General features: G+C 65.3%; 21 protein-coding genes. 13 read left to right on the top strand and 8 right to left on the bottom strand.

Translation table 11 applies throughout. From position 1 onward, the window contains the following. On the bottom strand, nucleotides 1-648 hold the full coding sequence (locus E1742_RS09430) for a chemotaxis protein CheC (RefSeq protein ID WP_134384638.1): 648 nt from the start codon (nucleotides 646-648) through the stop codon (nucleotides 1-3). Between the two features lies 1 nt (nucleotide 649). Continuing rightward, nucleotides 650-1,015, bottom strand: a complete 366-nt coding sequence (locus tag E1742_RS09425; protein WP_134384637.1) for a response regulator — start codon at nucleotides 1,013-1,015, stop codon at nucleotides 650-652. Nucleotides 1,016-1,145: 130 nt separating this feature from the next. Here E1742_RS09425 and rpiA point away from each other — a divergent pair, with 130 nt between their 5' ends. Beyond that, nucleotides 1,146-1,823: a ribose-5-phosphate isomerase RpiA gene (rpiA, locus tag E1742_RS09420; RefSeq protein ID WP_134384636.1), complete on the top strand. Its 678-nt coding sequence runs from the start codon at nucleotides 1,146-1,148 to the stop codon at nucleotides 1,821-1,823. Nucleotides 1,824-2,070: 247 nt separating this feature from the next. Next, nucleotides 2,071-3,483 (top strand): glycoside hydrolase family 5 protein, encoded by a 1,413-nt coding sequence (locus E1742_RS09415; protein WP_134384635.1) that lies wholly within the window; start codon nucleotides 2,071-2,073, stop codon nucleotides 3,481-3,483. A gap of 182 nt (nucleotides 3,484-3,665) precedes the next feature. Here the strand turns inward: E1742_RS09415 and E1742_RS09410 are convergent, their stop codons facing one another. Continuing rightward, nucleotides 3,666-3,938 carry an oxidative damage protection protein gene (locus tag E1742_RS09410; protein ID WP_107143414.1) on the bottom strand — a complete coding sequence of 91 codons (273 nt, stop codon included), beginning with the start codon at nucleotides 3,936-3,938 and terminating at the stop codon, nucleotides 3,666-3,668. A gap of 34 nt (nucleotides 3,939-3,972) precedes the next feature. Further along, nucleotides 3,973-5,283, bottom strand: coding sequence for an amino-acid N-acetyltransferase (gene argA / locus E1742_RS09405; protein ID WP_134384634.1), 1,311 nt, complete (start codon nucleotides 5,281-5,283; stop codon nucleotides 3,973-3,975). Nucleotides 5,284-5,337: 54 nt separating this feature from the next. Between argA and hrpA the strand changes: the two genes are divergently transcribed. After that, the gene (hrpA, locus tag E1742_RS09400; RefSeq protein WP_134384633.1) at nucleotides 5,338-9,522 is read left to right on the top strand and encodes an ATP-dependent RNA helicase HrpA; all 4,185 of its coding nucleotides are present in this window, start codon (nucleotides 5,338-5,340) and stop codon (nucleotides 9,520-9,522) included. A 176-nt stretch (nucleotides 9,523-9,698) separates the two neighbouring features. Here the strand turns inward: hrpA and E1742_RS09395 are convergent, their stop codons facing one another. Continuing rightward, on the bottom strand, nucleotides 9,699-10,430 hold the full coding sequence (locus tag E1742_RS09395) for a PRC-barrel domain-containing protein (RefSeq protein ID WP_134384632.1): 732 nt from the start codon (nucleotides 10,428-10,430) through the stop codon (nucleotides 9,699-9,701). 171 nt (nucleotides 10,431-10,601) lie between these two features. Here E1742_RS09395 and E1742_RS09390 point away from each other — a divergent pair, with 171 nt between their 5' ends. From E1742_RS09390 to E1742_RS09370, 5 genes are all read left to right on the top strand, one after another. After that, nucleotides 10,602-11,666, top strand: coding sequence for an extracellular catalytic domain type 1 short-chain-length polyhydroxyalkanoate depolymerase (locus E1742_RS09390; RefSeq protein WP_166793452.1), 1,065 nt, complete (start codon nucleotides 10,602-10,604; stop codon nucleotides 11,664-11,666). 196 nt (nucleotides 11,667-11,862) lie between these two features. Then, nucleotides 11,863-12,651: a translesion DNA synthesis-associated protein ImuA gene (imuA, locus tag E1742_RS09385; protein WP_134384631.1), complete on the top strand. Its 789-nt coding sequence runs from the start codon at nucleotides 11,863-11,865 to the stop codon at nucleotides 12,649-12,651. Next, nucleotides 12,581-14,056 carry a Y-family DNA polymerase gene (locus E1742_RS09380; protein WP_134384630.1) on the top strand — a complete coding sequence of 492 codons (1,476 nt, stop codon included), beginning with the start codon at nucleotides 12,581-12,583 and terminating at the stop codon, nucleotides 14,054-14,056. The genes imuA and E1742_RS09380 overlap by 71 nt, the downstream gene beginning before the upstream one ends. Nucleotides 14,057-14,651: 595 nt before the next feature. Then, nucleotides 14,652-15,419, top strand: coding sequence for an alpha/beta hydrolase family protein (locus E1742_RS09375; protein WP_134384629.1), 768 nt, complete (start codon nucleotides 14,652-14,654; stop codon nucleotides 15,417-15,419). 62 nt (nucleotides 15,420-15,481) lie between these two features. Next, complete coding sequence (locus E1742_RS09370) at nucleotides 15,482-15,946, top strand: GNAT family N-acetyltransferase (RefSeq protein ID WP_229466669.1); 465 nt, start codon at nucleotides 15,482-15,484, stop codon at nucleotides 15,944-15,946. A gap of 135 nt (nucleotides 15,947-16,081) precedes the next feature. Here the strand turns inward: E1742_RS09370 and E1742_RS09365 are convergent, their stop codons facing one another. The 3 genes from E1742_RS09365 to E1742_RS09360 all read right to left on the bottom strand — a co-directional run bounded on the left by E1742_RS09365 (nucleotide 16,082) and on the right by E1742_RS09360 (nucleotide 18,718). Then, nucleotides 16,082-16,522 (bottom strand): glutathione S-transferase family protein, encoded by a 441-nt coding sequence (locus tag E1742_RS09365; RefSeq protein ID WP_229466667.1) that lies wholly within the window; start codon nucleotides 16,520-16,522, stop codon nucleotides 16,082-16,084. A 2-nt stretch (nucleotides 16,523-16,524) separates the two neighbouring features. Next, complete coding sequence (locus E1742_RS26690; RefSeq protein ID WP_229466665.1) at nucleotides 16,525-16,719, bottom strand: glutathione S-transferase N-terminal domain-containing protein; 195 nt, start codon at nucleotides 16,717-16,719, stop codon at nucleotides 16,525-16,527. Nucleotides 16,720-16,819: 100 nt separating this feature from the next. Then, the gene (locus E1742_RS09360; RefSeq protein WP_134384628.1) at nucleotides 16,820-18,718 is read right to left on the bottom strand and encodes a M61 family metallopeptidase; all 1,899 of its coding nucleotides are present in this window, start codon (nucleotides 18,716-18,718) and stop codon (nucleotides 16,820-16,822) included. A gap of 247 nt (nucleotides 18,719-18,965) precedes the next feature. Here E1742_RS09360 and E1742_RS09355 point away from each other — a divergent pair, with 247 nt between their 5' ends. The 5 genes from E1742_RS09355 (at nucleotide 18,966) to E1742_RS09335 (ending at nucleotide 23,902) form a co-directional block, all read left to right on the top strand. Continuing rightward, the gene (locus tag E1742_RS09355) at nucleotides 18,966-19,421 is read left to right on the top strand and encodes an Hsp20 family protein (RefSeq protein ID WP_134384627.1); all 456 of its coding nucleotides are present in this window, start codon (nucleotides 18,966-18,968) and stop codon (nucleotides 19,419-19,421) included. Between the two features lie 191 nt (nucleotides 19,422-19,612). Then, nucleotides 19,613-20,065, top strand: a complete 453-nt coding sequence (locus tag E1742_RS09350) for an Hsp20 family protein (RefSeq protein WP_134384626.1) — start codon at nucleotides 19,613-19,615, stop codon at nucleotides 20,063-20,065. Between the two features lie 186 nt (nucleotides 20,066-20,251). Beyond that, nucleotides 20,252-21,772 (top strand): DegQ family serine endoprotease, encoded by a 1,521-nt coding sequence (locus E1742_RS09345; RefSeq protein ID WP_134384625.1) that lies wholly within the window; start codon nucleotides 20,252-20,254, stop codon nucleotides 21,770-21,772. A gap of 106 nt (nucleotides 21,773-21,878) precedes the next feature. After that, entirely contained in the window at nucleotides 21,879-22,538 is a 660-nt protein-coding gene (locus tag E1742_RS09340; RefSeq protein WP_134384624.1) for a response regulator, read from the top strand. After that, nucleotides 22,535-23,902 carry an ATP-binding protein gene (locus E1742_RS09335; protein WP_371860214.1) on the top strand — a complete coding sequence of 456 codons (1,368 nt, stop codon included), beginning with the start codon at nucleotides 22,535-22,537 and terminating at the stop codon, nucleotides 23,900-23,902. The genes E1742_RS09340 and E1742_RS09335 overlap by 4 nt, the downstream gene beginning before the upstream one ends. The last annotated feature ends 63 nt before the right edge of the window (nucleotides 23,903-23,965 follow it).

Raw genomic sequence — 23,965 nt, 5'->3', positions numbered from 1 at the left:
TCAATGCTGTCCCATCGCCCGCGCCAGATACCGGTCGATCTGTTCCTTCAGGTCGTGCAGTGCCGTCACGTCGAGAATGAATGCAACATAGCCGTGGATCTGGTGCTTTTCCAGGATGAAGTCGATGTGCAGCATCATGACGACCGTTTCGGCGCGGCTGCCGGTGGCGTCCAGGATCTCGTCGCTGCTGCCCACCTGGTAGACGGGCAGCGAGCCATGCAGCTCTTGCTGGAAGATATTGGCCAGCGTGCCGACGCAGGAATTGAGGATGATATTGCCGATTTCGCTCATCGCTTCCTGTTCCATTTCCGACAGCTCGGCCAGCGGCACGGATTCGCCCACCATGAGCCGGACGATTTCCAGGCTTTTGTCTTCCGGAAACATCAGGATGGCTTCGGTCTGGAATGCGCCCTCGTAATGCTGGCTGACGCCGCAGATGCGCTCGCCAGTGCCCTGCATGCTGCCGCTGCGGCGGTGCGCATCCTCCAGCAGCTGGGCCGCTTCTATGCGCGACAGGAAGGTAATCGACGGCACCGACATCGTCACCTCCTCGCCGACGATGCCGCTCATGGCGGCCGCGGCCTGTCCCACGCCGATATTGAAGATCTCGACGAGGGCGTCATGCTCCAGTTCGGACAGTTCAACCATATCAGCCTTCCAGCGGGGCGATCAGACGGGCGATGCGTTCCTCGGTAATGGGCTTTTCCATGAAGCCGATGCCGAGATCCTGGGCGCGCTTGCGGGTGGCTTCCTGCACATTGGCCGTCAGCAGCGAGATATGGGCCGCCGGCAGCAGCCGGCGCATCTGTTCAGCCGCAGCGACACCGCCCATGCCTGGCATGTTCACGTCCAGCAGCACCAGCTGGGGCTGCAGTTCCGGCGCCCTGGCGAGTGCTTCCTCGCCGGTGCCGGCTTCGACGACGGTCCAGTCGGCATGGCGGGCCAGGATGTGCTGGCGCGTGACCAGGCGGGAAACACGGCTGTCGTCGACGATCAATACGATGGGGTTCGGCATGTGGTTGTCTGCAAGTCTTGTCGAAGGCCCATTTTCGCACAACGGTCGCGGGTCCGGCGTCCCGGCGTACCTGTCATGTGCTGCTGGTAGAATGACGCCCGATCCGATTCCCCATCCTACCATTGCAATCATGACCCAAGACGAACTGAAACAAGCCACCGCCCGCGCCGCCATCGACTACGTTGTCGATGGCGAGATCATCGGGGTCGGCACCGGCTCGACGGCCAACTTCTTCATCGACGAGCTGGCGAAGATCAAGGACCGCATCAAGGGCACCGTGGCGTCGTCGGAAGCGACTGCCGCGCGCCTGGCCGGCCACGGCATTCCCGTGTTCGACCTGAACGACGTCGACTCGATTGCCGTCTACATCGACGGTGCCGACGAGATCAACGCGCAGGGCGCCATGATCAAGGGCGGCGGCGCGGCGCTGACGCGCGAGAAGATCGTTGCCTCCGTGTCGAAGCAGTTCGTCTGCATCGCCGACGGCTCCAAGCTGGTCGAAACCCTGGGCAAGTTCCCCCTGCCGGTGGAAGTGCTGCCGATGGCGCGCAATGCCGTCATGCGTCAGCTGGCCGCGCTGGGCGGCCAGCCGAAGCTGCGCACGAAAGCCGGCTCCGAGGAAGCGTTCGTCACCGACAACGGCGGCAACATCGTCGACGTGGCCGGCCTGTCGATCACCGACCCGGTGGCGCTGGAAACGCGCATCAACGCGATCGTCGGCGTCGTGGCCGTCGGCCTGTTCGCTGCCCGCGGCGCAGACGTCTGCCTGCTGGGCACGCCAGAGGGCGTACGCAAGCAGCAGTATTAAAAAACCCGGGACAGACCCCTGTTTCCAGGAAATTTCTTTAAAACCAGGGACTGTCCCGGGTTTTGAGGGGTGAACGGCGCTGCGGCGCCGTTTTTTCTTTGCACGCGATTTTATGTCCGTCCTTGGCGGATTTCACAATTGCCGCGTCGTCGCCCCCCTCCGACAATACCCCTACAACAACGCTTTCCCCACATGCCCGCATCCGGAGGAGACACCGGCCGGGCCCTTTCCTGAAAGGTAGAAGAAGATGAGATCGCTAATCGGAACGTTGGTCGCGCTGGCCGTCGGCGCGGCCCCATTGGTACAGGCGCAGACGCAGTGCGGCAGCGGCGGCGGCGCCACCGTCTGCCTGAGCGCCACCGGGGCCGGCAACGGCGTCGAGCTGCGCTGGACCATCAACGGTCCCGTCAGCGCCGTGCAGGTGTACCGCGATGCGGACATCGACACGGCCGGCCGCAGCCGTATCGCCCAGCTGGCGGGCGGCGTTACCAGCTACTCGGACACGGGCGCGGTGCCGGGACGGGCGTACTGGTACTGGATCAAGTTCACCAGCGGCAGCGGCAGCTTCGATTCGGGTGCCGCCCGCGCCGTGCGCGTGGGCGTGATGCGCAGCCTGACCAGCATGCAGCTGTCGAAGAATATGGCGCCCGGCTGGAATCTGGGCAATTCGCTGGAAGCGGTCGGTGGCACGTATGTCTGGGGCAGCACGAATTTCAACGAGACGGCGTGGAGCAATCCGCGCACGACGCAGGCGCTGATCGACGGCATCCGGGCCGCCGGCTTCAAAAGCGTGCGCATCCCGGTATCGTGGAAGCAGTATGCCGATGCGGGAGACAACATCAGCCCGCAGTGGATGGAGCGCGTCACCGAGGTCGTCAACTATGCCCACAACGCCGGGCTGTACGCGATGATCAACGTCCACTGGGACGGCGGCTGGCTGCAGCCGACCTATGCCCGGCAGAAGGAGGCCAACGCGCGGCTGACGAAATTCTGGACGCAGATTGCCAATAACTTCAGGAATCACGACGATACGCTGCTGTTCGCTGGCACCAACGAAGTGATGGTCGATGGCGACTACAACGCGCCCACGGTCGAATATTGCGACGTGCAGAAGGGGTTCAACCAGGTCTTCGTCACGGCGGTGCGCAACACGGGCGGCAACAATGCCAGGCGCCACCTGGTCGTACAGGGCTTTAATACCAATATCGATCATGCGACTTCGTGCAATGCTGCGATGCCTGGCGACGTCGCCGCCGGCCGCCTGATGATGGAGGTGCATTACTACGATCCGTACGACTTCACGCTGGACGCCAATTCGGGCAGCTGGAAGTGGGGCCAGGCGGCCAACCCGTCGGGCTGGGCCAACGAGCCCTATACGGATGCTCAGTTCCAGAAAATGAAGACACGCTTCATCGACCAGGGCGTGCCCGTCATCCTGGGTGAATACGCGGCCATTCTGCGCTCGGAATACGACGCGGCCGGCACGCACCGGAAATACTGGGATCAGTACATCACCCGCTCGGCCTTCACGCATGGCCTCGTGCCGATGTACTGGGACAACGGCTACACGGACAACCACCAGTCCGGCCTCTTCAACCGCGCAACGGGCGCACAGGCATTCCCGGACGTTATCGGCACGATCGTCAACGCCGCAAAGTAAGAGAAACCGGTGACAGGCTCCGGTTTTGTGGAAGTTGCTTGAAAAAAGGACAGACCCCATTTTTCAGGCAACACTCGAATAATCGGAGCCTGTCACCGGTTTTCAGGAAAAACCGGTGACAGGCTCCGGTTCTGGCCATAAAAAAACGGCGCCGAGGCGCCGTTTCGTTTTGTCGCTATGGCTCAGGCCGGTGGCGGCACGTAACCCATGGCCTGGTCGGCGCCTTCGCCGAAGAAGTGCTTTTCCATCTGTGCGGCCAGGTATTTGCGGGCGCGCACGTCGGCCAGGTTCAGGCGGTTTTCGTTGACCAGCATCGTCTGGTGCTTGAGCCAGGCGGCCCATGCTTCCTTCGACACGGATTCATAGATTTTCTTGCCCAGTTCACCCGGATAAGGGGGGAAGTCCAGGCCTTCGGCTTCCTTGTTCAGTTTGATGCAGTGGACGGTACGGGCCATCGCGGGTGCTCCTGTGATTGTCGCTAAAGGGGAATTATAAGGTTTTCACCAGGACCTGGGACTTGCGCTGCCAGTTGTACATGCGCTGGCGGTCTTTCGGCAGCGTGTCGACGGTGGCCGGCACGAAGCCGCGCTTGATGAACCAGTGCGCCGTGCGGGTCGTCAGCACGAACAGTTTCGTGATGCCCGACGCGCGCGCGCGGTTTTCCAGGTGTTTCAGGATGCGTTCGCCGTCGCCCTGCGCCTGCACTTCCGGGTTGACGGTCAGGCATGCCATTTCTGCCATTTTCTCTTCCGGGAACGGATACAGCGCGGCGCAGCCGAAGATCACGCCGTCATGCTCGATGACGGAAAAATAATTGATTTCCCGTTCGATCAGTTCGCGCCCCCGCTTGACGAGCGTTCCATCCGCCTCCAATGGCTCGATCAGCTTGATAATCCCGCCGACGTCCTCAATTGTGGCGGGACGCAGGCTTTCCAGGTTCTCGTGGCTGATCATCGTGCCCACGCCATCGTGGGTGAACAGTTCAAGCATGGCCGAGCCGTCCATCGCAAACGGCACGATGTGCGAGCGTTCCACGCCGCTGTTGCACGCCTTGATGGCATGCTGCAGGTAGAACGCCGTCTCCGGCGGCAGGAATCCGGCCTGCAGCACGGCTTCGGCCTGGTGCGACGACAGCTCGCGGATATCCGTGCCGGCCGCGTCGCGCATCATCTCGGTTTCCGTGATGAAGATGAGTTTATCGGCGTGCAGCGCCACGGCGGCGGAGACGGCCACGTCCTCCATCGTCAGGTTGAACGCCTCGCCGGTAGGCGAAAAGCCCAGCGGCGACAGCAGGATCAGGCCGCCGGTGCCGAGGATCGAGTGGATCGTTTCGGCGTCGACCTTGCGGGTGATGCCGGTCAGTTCCAGGTCGACGCCGTCGATGACGCCCAGCGGACGCGCCGTGACGAAGTTGCCGGAAATGATGCGGATCGCCGCGTTCGACATGGGCGTATTCGGCAGACCCTGGCTGAATGCGGCCTCGATATCGAGACGCAGTTCGCCCGCGGCTTCCTTGGCGCATTCCATCGCGGCGGTGTCGGTGATGCGGATGCCGTTGTGGAAACGGCCTGCGACGTTACGCAGGGCCAGCTGTTCGGCAACCTGCGGGCGCGAGCCGTAGACGACGACAACCTTGATGCCCAGCGCGTGCAGCAGCGACAGGTCATGCGCCAGCACCGGCAGGGCACCGGCGGCCACCAGCTCGCCCGGGAAGGCGATCACGAAGGTCTTGCCGCGGAAGGCATGGATGTACGGTGCGACAGAGCGCAGCCAGTGGACGAATTCGGTAGGGTTTTCCATTGGCCGCATTATAATTCGCTGCGCGGTTTTCACCGCAAAACTATGTAAAAAACAATGTCAGAAGCCAGCAAGCAGTCCCTTTCCTCCTCTCCCGTCACCCCCGTCGAGAAGCCCAAGGATACCCGGCCCGCGCCGGACGGCCAGCCGCGCCAGCCGCGCGAGGGGCGTGCACGCGCGCCCGGCGAGGCGGCGCGGCGCGGAGAGTCGGGCCAGCGCCGTCAGCCGAACGGGCCGAAGACACCCGAGACGCAGGAACAGGCGGCCGCCCGCGCCGCACGCGAAGCGCAGCGCGCCGAACGCGAGGCGGAACGGGCGTTCCGCAATCCGCTGCCGCCGATCCGCTTTCCCGAGGACTTGCCTGTCTCGGGCCGCCGCGAGGAAATCGCCGAGGCGTTGCGCCGCCACCAGGTGGTGATCGTCTCCGGCGAGACGGGGTCGGGCAAGACGACGCAGCTGCCGAAGATCTGCCTGGAACTGGGGCGCGGCCAGAATGGCCTGATCGGTCACACGCAGCCGCGCCGGATCGCCGCGTCGTCCACCGCGAAACGCATCGCCCAGGAACTGGGCTCGCCGCTGGGCGAGCACGTGGGCTACAAGGTACGTTTCAACGACACGCTGCACAAGGGCGCGTACGTCAAGCTGATGACGGACGGTATCCTGCTGGCCGAAACGCAGACGGACCCGCTGCTCAAGGGCTACGACACGATCATCATCGACGAAGCCCACGAGCGCAGCCTGAATATCGACTTCCTGCTCGGCTACCTGAAGCAGCTGCTGCCGCGCCGGCCCGACCTGAAGGTCATCATCACGTCCGCCACGATCGATGCGGAGCGCTTCGCGCGCCACTTCTCGCAGGAAGGCAAGCCGCGCGTGCCCGTCATCGAGGTCTCGGGCCGCCTGTACGCGGTGGAGATCCGCTACCGCCCCGTCGAGCGCGAGGCGATGACGCTGCCGCCCGGCGCGAACGCCGCCAAGCCGCAATTGCGCACGTCCGCCGCGGCCAAGGAGAAGCGCGACCTGATGGATGCCATCGTCGACGGCGTCGATGAAGTGTGCCGCCTGGGGCAGGGCGACGTGCTGGTGTTCCTGCCGGGCGAGCGCGAGATCCGCGATGCCGCCGAGGCGCTGCGCAAGCACCATCCGCCGCACGTGGAGATCCTGCCGCTGTTCGCACGCCTGTCCGTCGAGGAGCAGGACCGCGTGTTCCGCACGACGAACCAGCGCCGCATCGTACTGGCCACGAACGTGGCCGAGACGTCGCTGACGGTGCCGGGGATCCGCTACGTCGTCGATGCCGGCACGGCGCGCGTCAAGCGCTACAGCTACCGCAACAAGGTCGAACAGCTGCAGGTAGAGCCGATCGCACAGTCGGCGGCCAACCAGCGTGCCGGCCGTTGCGGCCGCGTGGCCGACGGCGTCTGCATCCGACTGTACGACGAGCAGGATTACAACGGGCGGCCGAAGTTCACCGAACCCGAGATCCTGCGCTCGTCGCTGGCGGCCGTTATCTTGCGCATGAAGTCGCTGCACCTGACCGACGTCGAGACGTTCCCGTTCATCGAGCCGCCGCAGGCGCGCGCCATCGCCGATGGGTATCAGCTGCTGCAGGAGCTGGGCGCGGTGGACGACGACAACCGCTTGACGCCGCTGGGCCGCAAGCTGGCCAAGCTGCCGCTGGACCCGCGCGTGGGCCGCATGATCCTGGCGGCGCAGGAGAGCGCGTGCCTGACGGAGGTGCTGATCGTGGCATCGGCGCTGTCCGTGCAGGACCCGCGCGACCGTCCCATCGAGCACCAGCAGGCCGCAGACCAGGCGCACGCCAAATTCAACGACGAGAAGTCCGAGTTCTTGTCGTACCTGAAGATCTGGCACTGGTTTGCGGACGCCATCGAACACAAGAAAACCAACCGCCAGCTGCAGGACAACTGCCGCAGCAATTTCCTGTCGCAGGTGCGCCTGCGCGAATGGCGCGACGTGCACTCGCAGCTCCTCACCCTGGTCAAGGAACAGGGCTGGCGCCTGAACGAGGCACCGGCGACGTACGAGCAGCTGCATATGGCGCTGCTGACGGGCCTCCTGGGCAACGTCGGCTTCAAGATGGAAGACGACCCGGGCTACCTGGGCGCGCGTGGCATCAAGTTCCATATCTGGCCCGGCTCCTCGCTGGGCAAGAAGGCGGGCAAGTGGGTGATGGCGGCCGAACTGGTCGAGACGACGCGGCTGTATGCGCGCACGATCGCCAGGATCGAGCCGGAATGGCTGGAGAAGGTCGGCGCCCACCTCCTGAGAAAATCGTGGGGCGAGCCGCGCTGGGAGAAGCGCCAGGCGCAGGTGACGGCGGCAGAGAAGGCGACGTTGTACGGTCTGACGGTGTACAGCCAGCGGCGCATCAACTACGCGCTGCACAATCCGGCCGAGGCGCGCGAAATCTTCATCCGCGACGCTCTGGTGGCCGGCGACTACGACACGCGCGCACCGTTCTTCGCCTACAACCACAAGCTCGTGAAGGAAATCGAGACGCTGGAACACAAGTCGCGCCGCCAGGACGTGCTGGTGGACGAGCAGTTGATCGAAGCGTTCTACGACAAGCTGATTCCGCACGACGTGGTCAACGGCGCCGGTTTCGAGGCGTGGCACAAGAAGGCCACGCAGGCCGACCCGAAGCTGCTGTACCTCGTCAAGGAAGACCTGATGCGCCACGAGGCGGCAGGCGTGACGACGGAGCTGTTCCCGAAGAAGATGCTGGCTGCCGGCATCGAGATGACGCTGACGTATCACTTCGAGCCGGGCACGGTGCGCGACGGCGTCACGCTGCACGTGCCGCTGTATGCGCTCAACCAGCTGTCGCGCGAACGGTGCGAGTGGCTGGTGCCGGGCATGCTGAAGGAGAAGGTGCACCTGCTGCTCAAATCCCTGCCGCAGAAGCAGCGCCGCCATATGGTGCCGTTGCCGGATTACGCGGCGAAGTTCTGCGAACGGATCGCAGCAAAAGAATCGTTCGGGCGCGGTGACCTGATCGACGCCATCATCGCCGACATCCGCGAGCAGGTGACGATCAACGTGCTGACGTCCGACTTCAAGCCCGAGCAGCTGCCGGCGCACCACTTCATGAACTTCAAGGTGCTCGACGAGCACGGACGCCAGCTGGACATGGGCCGCAACCTGGCGACCTTGCAGGCCGAGTACGGGCTCCAGGCGCGCCAGAGCTTCCAGAAGATGGCGGAGAATGCGCCGCCGGCGTCGAGCGCATCGCTGGCGCGGCTCGATGGCGGCGCAAAACCGGCAAAAGGCGCGGCACACGGCGGCATCGCCGGCGAGGTCAAGGCCGGCGGCAAACCGGGCAGTGCGCCGCCGCCCGCACCTGCCGCACCGCCGGCCCCCGCCGCGGCGCATACGAACATCACGGCGTGGACGTTCGGCGAACTGCCCGAACTGCTGGAGATCGTGCAGGGCAAGCTGACCCTGATCGGCTTCCCGGCGCTGGTCGACAAGGTCGGTCATTGCGACCTGGAGGTGTTCGACGACCCGAACGTGGCGGCGCGCACGCATCGCGTCGGGCTGCGCCGGCTGTTCGCGCTGCAGATGAAGGACCAGATCAAGTTCGTGGAAAAGAGCATCCCGAACCTGCAGCAGATGGGCATGCAGTTCATGGCGATGGGCACGCAGGAGGAACTGCGCGACCAGATCATTGCCAAGGCAATCGACATCGCCTGCCTGCAGGATCCGCTGCCAACGGATGCCGCGTCGTTCAACAAGCGCAAGGACGAGGGCAAGTCGCGCCTCGTGCTGCTGGTGAACGAGATCGCCCGCCTCGTCTCGCAGGTGCTGACGGAGTTTCACGGCTTGCCCAAGCGGCTGCAGGGCATCAACCCGCAGGCGGCTGCGGACATGCAGGAACAGCTCAAGGGCCTCGTGCACAAGCGCTTCCTGCTCGATACGGAGTTTTCCCAGCTGGCGCACTTCCCGCGCTACCTGAAGGCGATGAACGTCCGCCTGGAAAAGCTGCGTGCCGATGCGGCCCGCGATGCGAAATCGATGGCCGAATGGCAGCAGGCCGCGCAGCCTTACCTGAGGGTGGCGCGCGACAAGTCGGCCGGCAAGAACACCGATCCGAAGCTGGTGGAATTTCGCTGGTTGCTGGAGGAGTTGCGGGTGTCGCTGTTCGCGCAGGAGTTGCGCACGCCGATGCCGGTATCCGTCAAGCGGCTGTTCAAGGTATGGGAATCGATGCAACGCTAGTGGGCAGGTGACAGGCTTTCCCTGGGCATGTCCAGGGAAAGCCGTCACCGATGTTTGCCTGCGCCGCATTGTGATGAGAGCCGGAGAGCAGGCAGATCCGACGGGTCGACCCCGGCCCTTCCGACATTTATCAGCCTCGTTCGCGGCAATGCAGGGCGGCCTGCGCTGCCGGCCGCTTAATATTTCTTGTTCGGATCCATGCTGGCGCTCTGGTTCGACAGCCCGCCGACCTGGTTGACGTTCTTGTCGGTCAGATCCGAGCCGCTGCCCAGATCCAGCGTATTGCTGCCCAGGCCCGAGCTGCCACTGCCCAGGCTGCCGCTTTGGCTCGACAGGCCGGTTCCCGACGCCAGGCTCGCGCCCTGGTTGCCGGACATGCTGTTGCCGCTCATATTGCCGCTGGCGTCGCCCGACAGGCTGCCGCTCTGGCCATAGCTGCTGCCGCTTTGCATCGTGCTGGTGCCGCTGCCCATCACGCTGCCGGTGGACGTCATCTGGCCCGGCATTGCCTGCTGGGTGCCGTAGAAGCCGTGGATCTGGCTGCCGAATTCGGGACTGGCCATATCGGGCCAGGCGTCCTTGTCGAAGCCTGGTGCGCTTTCCAGCCGTTCCTTCGGAATGTCGAGGATGAAGCGTTTGTTGACGGTATCGAGCTGCAGCGCCTGCCAAGGCACGGCAAACAGCTTGTCACCCATGCCCAGGATGCCGCCGAACGACAGCACGGCATAGGCGATCTGTCCGCTCTGCATGTCGAGCATGATTTCCTTGATGTCGCCCAGGTCTTCTTCCTGGCGGTTATAGACGTCTTCGCCCATCAGGGTGTCGGCGCCCATCAGGCGTGGCCCAGGGCCATCGCTGGTGCTGCGGTCACGGTAAATGCCAAACGGGTCTCGGTCGAGATAGCTCATTGTGGTCTCCTGTGAATCCTGTGGTGAAATCCGCCGGATAACGCGGCGGTGCGCATGCCAGAATAGCGCAAGCGACATTTTCTTGTTATTACTATAAGTCAATAGTGTGGGCTCTTCACGGGGGAAGCTGGCATGGCAAAACGTGGCAGCAGGGCAAGTGGGGCGGGGCTGATGCGCAGCCTGGTAAAGCTGGGCAAGACCCAGCAGCGGGCCGCCGGCAAGATGATGGCGGGGCTGCTGTCGTTACCGGCGGTTACCGCGGCGCCGGCCCGCAAGACGGTCCGCAAGGCAGCCGCAAGGCGCGCCGCTGCCGTACCCGCCGCGCCCGGCAAATGGCTGCTCGGGCATGAAACGGTCGCGCTGCCGGACGCACCGCCGCGACGGATGAGTTATTGGTTGTATCTGCCGCAAACGGTGCCGGAGGAAGCGCTGCGGGACGGCCTGCCGCTCGTGCTGATGCTGCACGGCTGTCAGCAGACGGCCACGGAATTTGCGCAGGGCACGCGGATGAACCTGCTGGCGGAAAAGAAGGGCTATGCGGTGCTGTATCCGCAGCAATCGACGAGTGTGCACGCGCACCGCTGCTGGCGCTGGTTCGACCGCGCCACGCAGGCCGGTGGCGGTGACGTGCAGCCTGTCGCCACCGTACTGGCGAAGGTGCTGCGACAATATCCCATCGACCGGCAGCGGGTGTATGCCTGCGGTATCTCGGCCGGTGCGGGCATGGCCAATATCATGGCGCTGAGTTATCCGGACATCATCGCGGCCGTGGGGCTGCACTCCGGCCCCGTGTTCGGCGCCGGCAACGGCGCCATCGGCGCGCTTGGCGTCATGCAGCATGGCGGCGGCGCCCGTTCGGCCGAGGCCATCCGCGAAGTGCTGATGCGTCGTGCCGATTTCCCGACGATGCCGACGATCCTGATCCACGGCGCGGCGGACAGCGTGGTGCGTTCCGTCAACCAGGGGCAACTGGTGCAGCAGAGCTTGCTATTGAACGGCTTGCCCGCGGACACGGCGCCGCGCATCCGCATCGAACCGGCGGGCCGCCGCGGCAACCGCAATGGCCACGTCATCCGCGACTACTACCTGGGCCGCAAGCTGGTGGTTCGGGAGGCGCATATCGACGCACTGGAGCACGCCTGGAGCGGCGGCGACGAGCGGCTGGCGTTCAACGCGAAAGCGGGGCCGGATGCGAGCCGGATGATGCTGGCGTTTTTTGCAAAACATCGGCGCTGAGGCCGGACGCACGCACGATACCGTTGAGCAACTGTCTTATTTCGGCTGTCTCCGAAATGGATAATTTCTGCTTAGAATCAACGGCTTGCGGCGCACCAGTTAAAGCAATGGTTTAGACACTCTGACAAGAAAATCCTTGTCAAACGCCGAACTGGCGGGTACTGTATGCATGTACAGTATATGAAGATTGTCATCCATGGCCCGCTCCGATCCGCTCATTGCTCCGCATGCTGTTTCGTGCAGTGCGCTGGGCACTGCCTCAGGCACTGCCCAGCGCACTGCTCAGATCGCGGCGCCGGAAGTCCTGCATCCCTCGCTCTGGCTTGCGTCGCAACTGGCGCAATCCACCGACCGCTGTGTCGACACGGGCTATCCGGCCCTGTCGACCCAACTGCCGGGGGGCGGCTGGCCCACGGGGACATTGTTCGAGCTGTTGCTGCCGCAGCCGGGTGTCGGCGAACTGCGCCTGCTGCGGCCCGCGCTGACGAAGGTGGCGGCTGCCGGACGGCCCATCGTCATGTTGCAACCACCCCATGCACCGCAGGCATTGGCGCTGGCGGCACTGGGCATCGATCCGGCCCAGCTGATCTGGATCCGCAACACGGGCAAAAGCACGGACGCGCTATGGGCGGCCGAGCAGATATTACGCAGCGGCTGCTGCGGTGCGCTGCTGCTGTGGCAGCAGCATGTGCGGGGCGAGGCATTGCGTCGGCTGCATCTGGCGGCGCAAAGCGGCGATACCCTGTTCTGCCTGTTGCGGCCGCTGGCGGCCGCGCAGGATGCTTCTCCCGCGCCGTTGCGCCTGTCGTTGCGGGCGGCCGCGGGCGGGATGGAAATCGGTTTTATCAAACGCCGGGGGCCGCAACGGGAGGCGCCGCTGTTTTTGCCCCTGACACCTTCTTTACTGCAACGACATGCGACTATGGATCGGCCTGCATCTGCCCCGGCTCCCGCTCGAAGTGTTCTGCCCGCGCTGGTCGGATGACGTCGGCACGGCCGTGCTGGAACACGAGGTGGTGCTGGCCGTCTCGAGCCTGGCGGCGCGTGCCGGCGTGCGGCCCGGCATGCGCCGCGGCGGCGCGCTGATGCTGGCACCGGAGATCGCGCTGCATGAACGCGCGCCCGTTCAGGAGGCCGAGGCCCTGCACGCGGTGGCGATGGCCCTGCTGCAGTACACGCCGCAGGTGACGGAGGGCGAGGAAGCAACATTGCTGCTCGATGTGGGCGCCAGCCTGCGTCTGTTCGGCGGCATTCGCCGGCTGTGCGCACTGGTGCGGGATAGCCTGCGCGCGCTGGGTTTTACGGCGGTGCTCGGTGTAGCTCCCACGGCGCGCGGCGCCTGGCTGCTGGCACGCAGCGGGGCGGGACGTTCTTTAACAATCGAGAAGATGGAGCGCCGGCTGCAGGGCCTGCCGGTCAGCCTGCTGCTGCCGGCACGGCCGTACCTGGCGTGGCTGGAGGGCATCGGCTGTCTCACCGTGGGCAACCTGATGCAGCTGCCCCGGCCCGGCCTGCAGCGCCGTTGCGGCCGTGCGCTGCTGGATGTGCTCGATGCCGCGCGCGGCCATACGGCCGAGATGTTCCGCTGGATCGAGGCGCCGCCCAGCTTTCGCGCCAAGCTGGAACTGTTCGGCCGCATCGAGGATGCCGACCTGCTGCTGGCCGGTGCCCGCCGCCTGCTGCAGCAGATGACGGGCTGGCTGTGCGCGCGCCAGTTCGCCGTCGAGCGTATCAGCCTGCTGCTGGAACACGAACGGGGCAGGGTGGCGCGGCCGCCCACGGCGATCGACATCATGCTGGCCGAAGCCGTCTGGCGCGACGATCACCTGGTGCGCTTGCTAAAGGAAAAGCTGGGCAAGCTGGTGCTGGATGCGCCCGTCATCGGGCTGTGCCTGGAAGCGCTGCAGGTCAAGCCGATGGCGCCGCACAGCGACTCGCTGTTCCCGGAGCCGGGCGGCAGCAAGGAAGACCGCTTGCGTCTTTTTGAATTGCTGGTGGCCCGGCTGGGCGCCGATAATGTGCTGCAGGCCGTCCCCCGCGCCGACCACCGGCCCGAATATGCCAACGGCTGGGCACCCGTGCAGGAGAAGGTGCGTCCGGCAGACGTGGCGGCGGCGCTGCCGCCCGGCAGCCTGCCGCGGCCTGCGTGGCTGCTGGCCAAGCCGATCGCGCTGCTGGTGCGTGACCACCGGCCGTTTTATTGCTCCCCGCTGCGGATGGTGTCGTCGGCCGAGCGCATTGAGGCAGGGTGGTGGGGCGAAACGCAAACGCGCGATTATTTCATCGCACAAGGCGAGGACAACGCGCACTACTGGGTATATCGGGAACGCCTGACGGGCACGGAGGAGGACTCCGAGCCGCGCTGGTATCTGCACGGCTTGTTTGGTTGACGGCGGTTACCGCCAGCACGTCAGGGCCACGCGGTATCGAACGCGGGTTCATGTCGCCCATCATGCTGTCCTTCACTCAGCCGTTCAAGCCGACCTTCATGCAGCCCAGCCGGCCATGCGCTGATGCTGTTTCTTGATGCGGTCCCTTGCGCAGCCCTCGGATACTGACTTTGCCGCAGCCGCTTCATGCAGCCGCCGAACAGCCGCCGCGCCGTCGCCGAACCGTTGCCCGAGATAGCCACTGATCCAGCCGCCCAGGCCGCCGCCTCATGCAGCCGCTGATGCAGTCGCTGATGCAGCCGCCTGATACAACCGGCTGATACAACCGGCTGATACAACCGGCTGATACAACCGCTTAAGCAACCGCCGAGCAACCGCCGAGCAACCGCCGAGCAACCGCCGAGCAGCCCGACAAGCAACCACCTGATGCAACCATCGAGGAGCCGCACGAGCAGCTCTACGAACAACCGCCTGATGCCCCACACCCACACATAACGCTGACATACCCAACCGTACACGGCGTGTGCAGACCGCTCCCTTGCCACACGGCCGTTTCCCGTGCAGAGTACGGGCATCGATCGCGACAGGAACATCCATGCAGGCACAACGACTCGACTTCCCCGGTGCCAGCGGCGCCCTGCTGGCGGCGCGGCTGGATTCGCCGCAAGGCACGATCCGCGCCTACGCGCTGTTTGCGCACTGCTTCACCTGTGGCAAGGACGTGTTCGCGGCCAGCAGCATCGCACAGGCGCTGACGGATCATGGCATCGCCGTGCTGCGCTTCGACTTCACAGGCCTGGGTGCCAGCGAAGGCGATTTCGCCAACACGAATTTTTCGTCGAATATCGCCGATCTGGTCGCCGCGGCGGATTATCTGCGCGCGCACTACGCGGCACCGCAGATCCTGATCGGCCACAGCCTGGGCGGCGCGGCCACGCTGGCCGTCGCCGGCAACGTGCCGGAAGTCCGCGCCGTCGTGACGATCGCCGCGCCCAGCGATCCGTCGCACGTGACGCACCTGTTCGGCCCGCAGCTCGACACGATCGTCGCCGCCGGCGAAGCGCAGGTGCAGCTGGCGGGGCGGCCGTTCCGCATCCGCCGGCAGTTCCTGGAGGACGTGGCGGAGCACACGCTGCAACCGAAAATCGCGGCGATGCGCAAGGCGCTGCTGGTCATGCACGCGCCTGGCGACACAACGGTGGGTATCGAGAACGCGATGAACATCTTCAAGGCGGCGAAGCATCCGAAAAGCTATATCAGCCTGGACAGTGCCGACCACCTGCTGACGCGACGCGAGGACGCCGTCTACGTCGCCAACCTGATTGCGGCGTGGAGCACGCGGTACCTGGATGGGGCGGGGTAACGAACGGCGACTGCATCGCCGCGTCACGTACTCCAGTCAACGCCGTCATTATTCACCAGTCCATGCCAACGCACCCGCCGCCACTGTTCCGCCGCGCCGAACGGGCCGACATTCCCGCCATGTCGGCCATCCGGCTGGCCGTTACCGAGAATGTGCTGTCCGACCCTGGCCGCATCACCGCTGCAATGTACGAGGACTACCTGGACCATTCGGGACGCGGCTGGGTTGCCGAGGTCGATGGCGCCATCGTGGCGTTCTGTTATGCGGACAGCATCGATGGATCGATCTGGGCATTGTTCGTCCAGCCGGGCTGGGAAGGACGGGGACTGGCCCGGAGTTTGCTGGGTCTGGCTGTCGATTGGCTGTTCGCCACGGGCCACGACAGCGTCGCGCTGACGACAGCGGCCGGCACGCGCGCGGACCGCTTCTATGCCGCGCAAGGCTGGCGCCGCCTCGGCCTGTGCGACGACGGCCGCAATGTCGAATACCTGCTGGGTCGCGATGACTGGTGCCGCGGGATGGCCTGACCCGGCCGTCTCACTGCCGCCAGCCGGTTTCACGGAGCATCAGCTGAAACATTCGACAGCCAAACGACCGACGGCCGCTGACACAGGCGAGTCCGCGCACCCAGCCACCAGGGCTGCGGCGGCACACGGGAAAGCTCAGCCCTGCGCCGTCCCTTGCCAGGCCATCGCCCTCTGCACTGCAGGCCGTTCGCCGACTGACTTGAGCCAGCGCTGCAGAGACGCCTTGCCGGCCAGTGTCTCGCCAAGCTGTGGCCCCAGCCTTTCGCCGGCGGCCACGATCCACGGATAAAGCGCGACATCGGCAATCGAATACCCGTCGCCGCCCAGGTGGCCGGTGCGGGAGAGCTGGCCTTCGAGCACGCCCAGCAGGCGCTCGGCTTCCCGGACGAAGTGCGTCGTGGCGTCCGGATTATCGCCTTGCCGGGAAAACGCACCCAGCTGGCCGATCATCGGGCCGACGCCGCCGATCTGCCAGTGCAGCCACGTCAGCACCTGGTAGCGGGCCGGACCCTGCGCGGGCAGCAGCCGGCCATGCCGCTCCGCCAGATAAGTAAGGATGGCACCGCTTTCAAACATCGTCAGCGGCCCGCCGTCCGCCTCCTCGTCGACCAGCGCGGGAATCTTGTTGTTGGGGAGATTGCCAGGAATTCCGGGCGGAATTGCGCGCGTTCCGCGAGATTGACGGGAACGATCCGGTAAGGCACACCCAGTTCCTCCAGCATGATGAGCGGCTTGCGGCCATTCGGTGTCGTCCAGGTATGCAACGTGATCATCGGATTCTCCATTTCGTTTGAGGAGCTGTATTGAAGCGCACGTAACACGGGCGCACGTCCCGTCAGGAACGTGCGCCCGTGCACGCAATGCCGAATGCGCTTACTTGACCGGCTGCAGGATGGCTTCCAGACGATCCGGGGTGCCGGCGATGCGCTCCAGGCGCGGATATTTCAGGCCGCCATGATAATCGAGCGAAACGGTGCGGTAGTCGTTGCCGTGCTTGACGAGCAGGTCGATCGGCTTGCTATCCGTCTTCGCTTTCGTGACGGCGGCACGCAGCAGCTCCGGCTTGTAGGCGCGGCCGTTGACCGCCAGCAGCGTCGTATTGCCCGACAGGCCGGCCTTGAAGCCGAGCCCATCCCAGACAATGCCGACGATCTTGCCGTCGCTGCCGACGGAGAAGCCCAGCGAAAACTGGAAATTTGCCGTCTTGCTCTGCTCTTCGATGCCCTTCAGGAACTCCGTCTGCGTGTCGGTATAGACGAGCTTCCAGCCGGCGCGTGCCAGGCCGTCGAGTGGCGCGGGGCCGACTTCCTCCACCTTCTTCTTCAGGAACGGCGCCCAGTCGAACGGCTGCACCGCCGTCAGCGCCTTGACGACGTCGTCGAACGTATAGTGCTTGGCCACGTTGACGCCGTCGTCGACACCGAAGAAGCCGCGCGCAAAGTCGTCCAGCGAGCGTTTGTCGCCGGACAGTTCACGGATCTTCGTGTCCACGTCCAGCCAGATCAGCGCGCCTTCCGCATAATAGTCCTCGCTGCGCTGCCAGTTCGGCCAGACCTGCGGCCGGCGCTGGCTGATGATCGGATCGTTGGTCGTGTCGACAACCGGGCGCCACGAGCGGCCCTGCACGTTCGCGTACGTCGCCGCGGTGGCGGCGATCATGTCGCGCACGCTGGACAGTTTCACCAGCCCCGAGCGGGACGCGAGTACCTGTCCCCAGTATTGCGTCTGACCTTCGTAGACCCACAACAGGCTGTTATCGAGCGGAGAATTAAAATCCGGCACGTCCTGGCCCTTCGGGCGGCGGAACTTGCCGTTCCACGAGTGCGTGAATTCGTGCGGTAGCAGCGTGCGCACGGCTTCCGTCTTGCTCCACTCGGTGAAGTAATTGCTCTTGACGCCGTTCTCGCTGGACTGGTGGTGCTCGCGGCCCACGCCGCCGAATTCATCGGACAGGGCAAACAGGAAATCGTAATGCGTGTAGTGCTGCGAGTTGAACAGCTTGTAAGCCTGCTTGATCAGCGCGCGGTGCAGCTCGATCTGCTCCGGCTTGGCGTCGAGCGCTTCGGCCGAGTCTGCTACGACGTTCAGCCTGACGGGAACTTTGGCGCCCGGATCCAGGTCGAACTGTTTGTAATACCGGCCCGCAAACAGGGGCGAGTCGATGAAGGTTTCCAGGTCGGTGGTCTTGAATTCGATCTGGTCGCCCGTGCGCCTGGCCGTCTCCAGCGCCGTGCCGTACTGCCATCCGGCGGGCAGTGTCAGCGTGGTCTGGATAGGGATGCGGCGTGTGTGGTAACCGGCGGGATACATCGTCATCGACTGCCACTGGATGCCGAGGATATCGGGCGTCACGGCGATACGGCCCTGGCCGCCTTCGGTGGGCGACAGGTGCTGGTATTCCACTTCCACAGCCTGCGCGCCTTTCGGCACGTCGATCTGGAACGCATAGACATTGAGCGGGTCGCGCTTCCACGGCACGGCCTTGCCGTTCGCCGTGACTTTCAGGCCGGCCAGCTGATGCAGCGCGCCGGTGGGACCATGCTGCGCCGTGACCCATTGCGGGTACAGCAAGGTGAGCTTGCCCGGCTTGACCGGAATGGTTTCCTGGACGCGGAAGATATTGCGGGCCGTATCGGAAGCGTCGATCTTCATCCGGATCGTGCCCGGGTAGGGCTGGTCGAGCGAAGGGGGCAGCGGGTCGGCCTTGGCGCAGAAAGCGGTGGCCAGCAGCAGCGGCAGGATCGCTGCGCGCGGAGCAAAGTGCAGGGGCATGGGGCGTGTGGTCAGAGTCATCCAGCGGGCGAGTGTAGCACGTGGGAAATGTGAAATGTTTCAGAAAGTAACAGCAAAAATTTTTGCAGAAACTCCCTTGAAACCGATTCCGGCAGTTCTATATTGGATTCAGCGGTTGCCCGGATGGGGACCGCGGCTCTTGAAGACACACGGAGCACCGCGGCATGCCGCTGCGGATCGTCCGATGCGTCTTCCGGTATCGCTTAACTTTGAAAGGATATCCATCATGCGTACTTTTGATCCGACTCCGCTGTACCGTACCGCTATCGGCTTCGACCGCCTGGCCCAGATGCTGAATAACGCCGAGGCACAGCCCAGCTACCCACCCTACAACATCGAACTCGTGTCGGAAGACCAGTACCGCATCGTCATGGCGCTGGCCGGCTTCGACCGTTCGGAAATCGACATCACCAGCGAACGCGACACGCTGCACATCGTCGGTCGCAAGCAGAAGGACGGCACCGAGCGCACCTATCTGCACCGCGGCATCGCGGCACGCGACTTCGAGCAGCGCTTCCAGCTGGCCAACCATGTCAAGGTAACGGGCGCGTCCTTCAACAACGGCATGCTCACCATCGACCTGGTGCGTGAAGTGCCCGAAGCGCTCAAGCCACGCAAGATCGCCATCGATGGCGTCGCGAACGCCGACGTGCCCGCCATCGAAGAGCAACGCGCGGCCTGACGCGGCGCCGGCCAGTCCAGGTTCGCCCGGGTCCACGCGCTGATGCCGGAATGGCTGAATGCCTGATTCCGGTGCCGGCGGGCGCCGCACGGTGCCCGCCAATCAGGACCGTCGAAATCGTTGCACTGTTTTGTACCCGCGGCTGCCCGGATGGGGGCCGCAAACACTATCGCTTCTCAGGAGGATAAGAAATGCGTACTTTTGACCTGACTCCGCTGTACCGTACCGCCATCGGCTTCGATCGCCTGGCCCAGCTGCTGAACAACGACACGCAGCCCAGCTATCCGCCCTATAACATCGAACTGGTCAGCGAAGACCAGTATCGCATCGTGATGGCGCTGGCCGGCTTCGACCGTTCCGAAATCGACATCACGTCGGAGCGCGACTCGCTCGTCGTGGTGGGCCGCAAGCAGAAGGATGCCGTCGAGCGCACCTTCCTGCATCGCGGTATCGCGGCGCGCGACTTCGAGCAGCGCTTCCAGCTCGCCAATCACGTCAAGGTGACGGGCGCGTCGTTCAACAACGGCATGCTCACCGTCGACCTGGTGCGTGAAGTGCCCGAAGCGATGAAGCCACGCAAGATCGCCATCGACGGGGCCGGTGCCACCGTCACCGCGCTGGACGACAAACGCGACGCCGCGTAAGCCGACGGCAGACGCGGGAAAACCGGGCTCCGGTCCGCGTCAAGCATGCAGTAACAGGCCGGGGCAACCCGGCCTTTGTGCGTCTGGCGGCACCGCACCGGGCGCATCGCCGGCGCGATTAAGGACGGACTAAGCTTGTGGCCTCATATTGTTGACATCGATAACTGATTCATGTGGAGTACAGCGATGAGCAAGACTACTGTTGTCTCGATGACGATGAAGCGCCTGGTCGCGACGCTGTGCGCGGTCGGCGTGCTGGGCGCCGGCGCGGCGATCGCGGTACAACGGAACAATGCGGCCGAGGCCGCGCCGGCGCCGGCGTTGGCCGCCGCAGCACCGGCTGCCGCAGCACCAACCAACGCGGCTGCCGGTGCGCCCGCGCCGACGCCGGCGCCGATGATCGCGCTGCCTGATTTCAGCGTAATCGCGTCGCGCAACGGTCCGGCCGTCGTCAATATCAGCACGACCGGGCGCGTGCGCGCCGCCTATGACGGGCGCGGCGAACCGTTTGCAGACGACCCGTTCTTCGAATTCTTCCGTCGCTTCCAGGGCCCGCAGCGCGGCGGCGGCAACGAGGCGCCCAGCCATGGTGTCGGTTCAGGCTTCATCATCAGTGCCGACGGCATTATCCTGACCAATGCTCACGTCGTGCGCGACGCCAGCGAGGTGTCGGTCAAGCTGACCGACCGCCGCGAGTTCCGCGCCAAGGTGCTGGGTTCCGATCCGAAGACCGACGTGGCCGTGCTGAAGATCGATGCGAAAAACCTGCCGGTCGTGCCGCTGGGCCGTTCCACCGACCTGAAAGTGGGCGAGTGGGTGCTGGCCATCGGTTCGCCGTTCGGCCTGGAAAGCACCGTGACGGCCGGCGTCGTCAGCGCCAAGGGCCGCTCGCTGCCGGACGACAGCAACGTGCCGTTCATCCAGACCGACGTCGCCGTCAACCCCGGCAACTCGGGCGGCCCGCTGTTCAATACGAAGGGGGAAGTCGTCGGCATCAACTCGCAGATCTACAGCCAGACGGGCGGCTACCAGGGCCTGTCGTTCGCCATCCCGATCGACCTGGCCACGCGCATCAAGGACCAGATCGTCGCGACCGGCAAGGTCGTGCATGCCAGGCTGGGCGTGACGGTGCAGGAGGTGAACCAGAGCTTTGCCGACTCGTTCGGCCTGCCCACGCCGGAAGGCGCGCTGGTCGCCAATATCCAGCCGGGCAGTCCGGGCGAGCAGGCCGGCCTGAAACCGGGCGACGTGATTCGCTCCGTCAACGGCCAGAAGATCGTGGCGTCGGGCGATCTGCCCGCCATGGTGGCACTGGCCAAGCCGGGCGACAAGCTGACGATGGACGTCTGGCGCCAGGGCAAGGCCGTCACGTTGACGGGCAAGCTGGGTAACGCCAACGACCGCGTCCTCGCCAGCGCCGAGCAACGCGCTCCGGCGGACAAGCTGCGCCTGGGTCTCGCACTGCGCCCGCTCGACCAGCTCGAACGGCGCCAGATGGGTCTCCCGGCCGGCCTCGTGATCGAGGATGCCGGCGGCGCGGCTGCCAGCGCCGGCGTGATGCCGGGCGACGTGCTGCTGTCCGTGAACGGCCGTACCGTCACGTCGGTGGAGCAGGTGCGCGACGTGGTGTCGCGTTCGGACCGCTCGGTAGCGCTGCTGATCCAGCGCGGCGAGGAACGGATTTTCATCCCCGTGCGCCTGGGCTGAAGCCTGCTCGGCTGACCCGCGTGGTATAAACTGCGCCCGCCGCCATGGCGATGCCGCCAGCCGGATTGACCCGGCGGGCGGCCGATAAACACAGAGAGGAACGATTATGCGGCTGCTGCTGGTGGAAGACGATGTGATGATCGGTGAAGTGGTACTGGACCTGCTCCGGGCCGAGCATTACGCCGTCGATTGGGTCAAGGACGGCGCGATGGCCGATACCGCGCTGCAGACCCAGACGTACGACCTGGTGCTGCTGGACCTGGGCCTGCCGCGCAAGGACGGGCTGGAAGTGCTGCGCTCGATGCGCACGCGCAAGGAGCTCACGCCCGTGCTGGTGGCCACGGCGCGCGATGCCGTCGAACAGCGCATCGCCGGCCTGGATGCGGGCGCGGACGACTACGTGCTGAAACCGTACGACCTGGACGAACTGCTGGCCCGCATCCGCGCACTGCTGCGCCGTTCGGCCGGCCGCGCCGAACCCGTGTTCGAGCACAAGGGGGTCTCCATCAATCCGCAGACCCGCGAAGTGCTGGCCGAAGGCCAGCCGGTCAGCCTGTCCGCCCGCGAATGGGCCGTGCTGGAAGCGCTGATCGCGCGCCCCGGCATCGTGCTGTCGCGCGCCCAGCTGGAGGAAAAGCTGTACAGCTGGAAGGATGAAGTCAACAGCAATGCCGTCGAAGTGTATATCCACGGCCTGCGCAAGAAGCTGGGCAGCGAACTGATTCAGAACGTGCGCGGACTTGGCTACATGGTGCCGAAAGTATGATGCCGAAGGTCAGTGTCTCGCACTCGCTGCGCGGGCGCCTGCTGTGGTTCCTGCTGGCGGCCATCACGATGGCCGCGCTGGCGCAGGCGATGATCGCCTACCGCAGCGCCTTGCACGACGCCGACCAGATCTTCGACTACCACATGCAGCAGATGGCGCTGGCGCTGCGTTCCGGCGTCCCGCTGGCCAATTCCACCCATGGCCCCAGCGCCGATCCGGGCAACGACGACATGGTGGTGCAGGTCTGGACGCCGGACGGCATCCAGGTGTTCCGCTCGATTTCGCGCGCCGAGCTGCCGCAGCGGGCGGTGCTGGGCTTCTCGAACGTCAAGGCCAAGGGCACCACGTACCGCGTGTTCTCCGTCCAGACCAGCAACCAGACCGTCCAGATCGCGCAGGACATGGCCGTGCGCAAGCGCATGGCCGGTGCGCTGGCGCTGCGCACCGTCGGCCCCATCGCGATGATGGCGCCCGTGCTGATGCTGGTGGTCTGGTGGGTCGTCAGCGGTTCGCTGGCGCCCGTGGCGCGGGTGCGCCGCCAGGTGGCGTCGCGCCAGGCGGACGACCTGTCGCCCGTGTCCGAATCGGATCTCCCGGACGAGGTGAAACCGCTGGTGCATGAACTGAACCTGCTGTTCGGACGAGTGCGCACGGCGTTCGACGCGCAGCAGCACTTCGTCGCGGACGCGGCGCATGAACTGCGTTCGCCGCTGGCGGCGCTGAAGCTGCAGGTGCTCAGCCTGGACCGCGCCGAGGACGACGCCGCGCGTTCCGTTGCCATCGGCCGCCTGACGGCGGGGATTGAACGCGCCACCCGCCTCGTCGAGCAGTTGCTCGTGCTGGCGCGCCAGGAGGCGACCGAGGCGAAACTGGAGCCGGTCAACCTGACGGACCTGGCCAAGCGCACCCTGGGCGACATGGTGGGCGCAGCGGCCGCGCGCGAGATCGACGTCGGCATGCACGAAGCGCAAGAAGCCGTCGTGCAGGGGCAGGGCGATGCGCTGCTGGTCCTCTTGCGCAACCTGATCGACAACGCCGTCAAGTACACGCCGGCGGGCGGCACGGTGGACGTGTCCGTGCGCGCTGCCGACGGCGGCGCCACGCTGGTCGTCGAGGACAGCGGGCCGGGCATCTCGCCGGAAGAGCGCGAGCGCGTGTTCAGCCGCTTTTACCGCGTGCCGGGCAGCACGGCCACCGGCAGTGGCCTGGGACTGGCGATCATCAAGGCAATCGCCGAGCGCCATGGCGCCACGCTGACGCTCGATGCGTCGCCCCGGCTGGGCGGCCTGCTGGTGCAGGTGGCGTTCCCGCCGGCGCAGCCGGCCAGCGGCAAGCCGGCTGCGTCGGCGAAGGCGCCGGCCTGACCATCGCATCGGCCGCGCCGGTCGGCTAGAATGGCGTTATTGACATTTGGCCAACAGGGCAGC

Origin of the sequence: Pseudoduganella plicata (assembly GCF_004421005.1) — a bacterium.
GTDB lineage: Bacteria > Pseudomonadota > Gammaproteobacteria > Burkholderiales > Burkholderiaceae_D > Rugamonas > Rugamonas plicata.
Note: the sequence above shows the minus strand (reverse complement) of the source record. Positions and strands in the feature narration are given on the sequence as shown.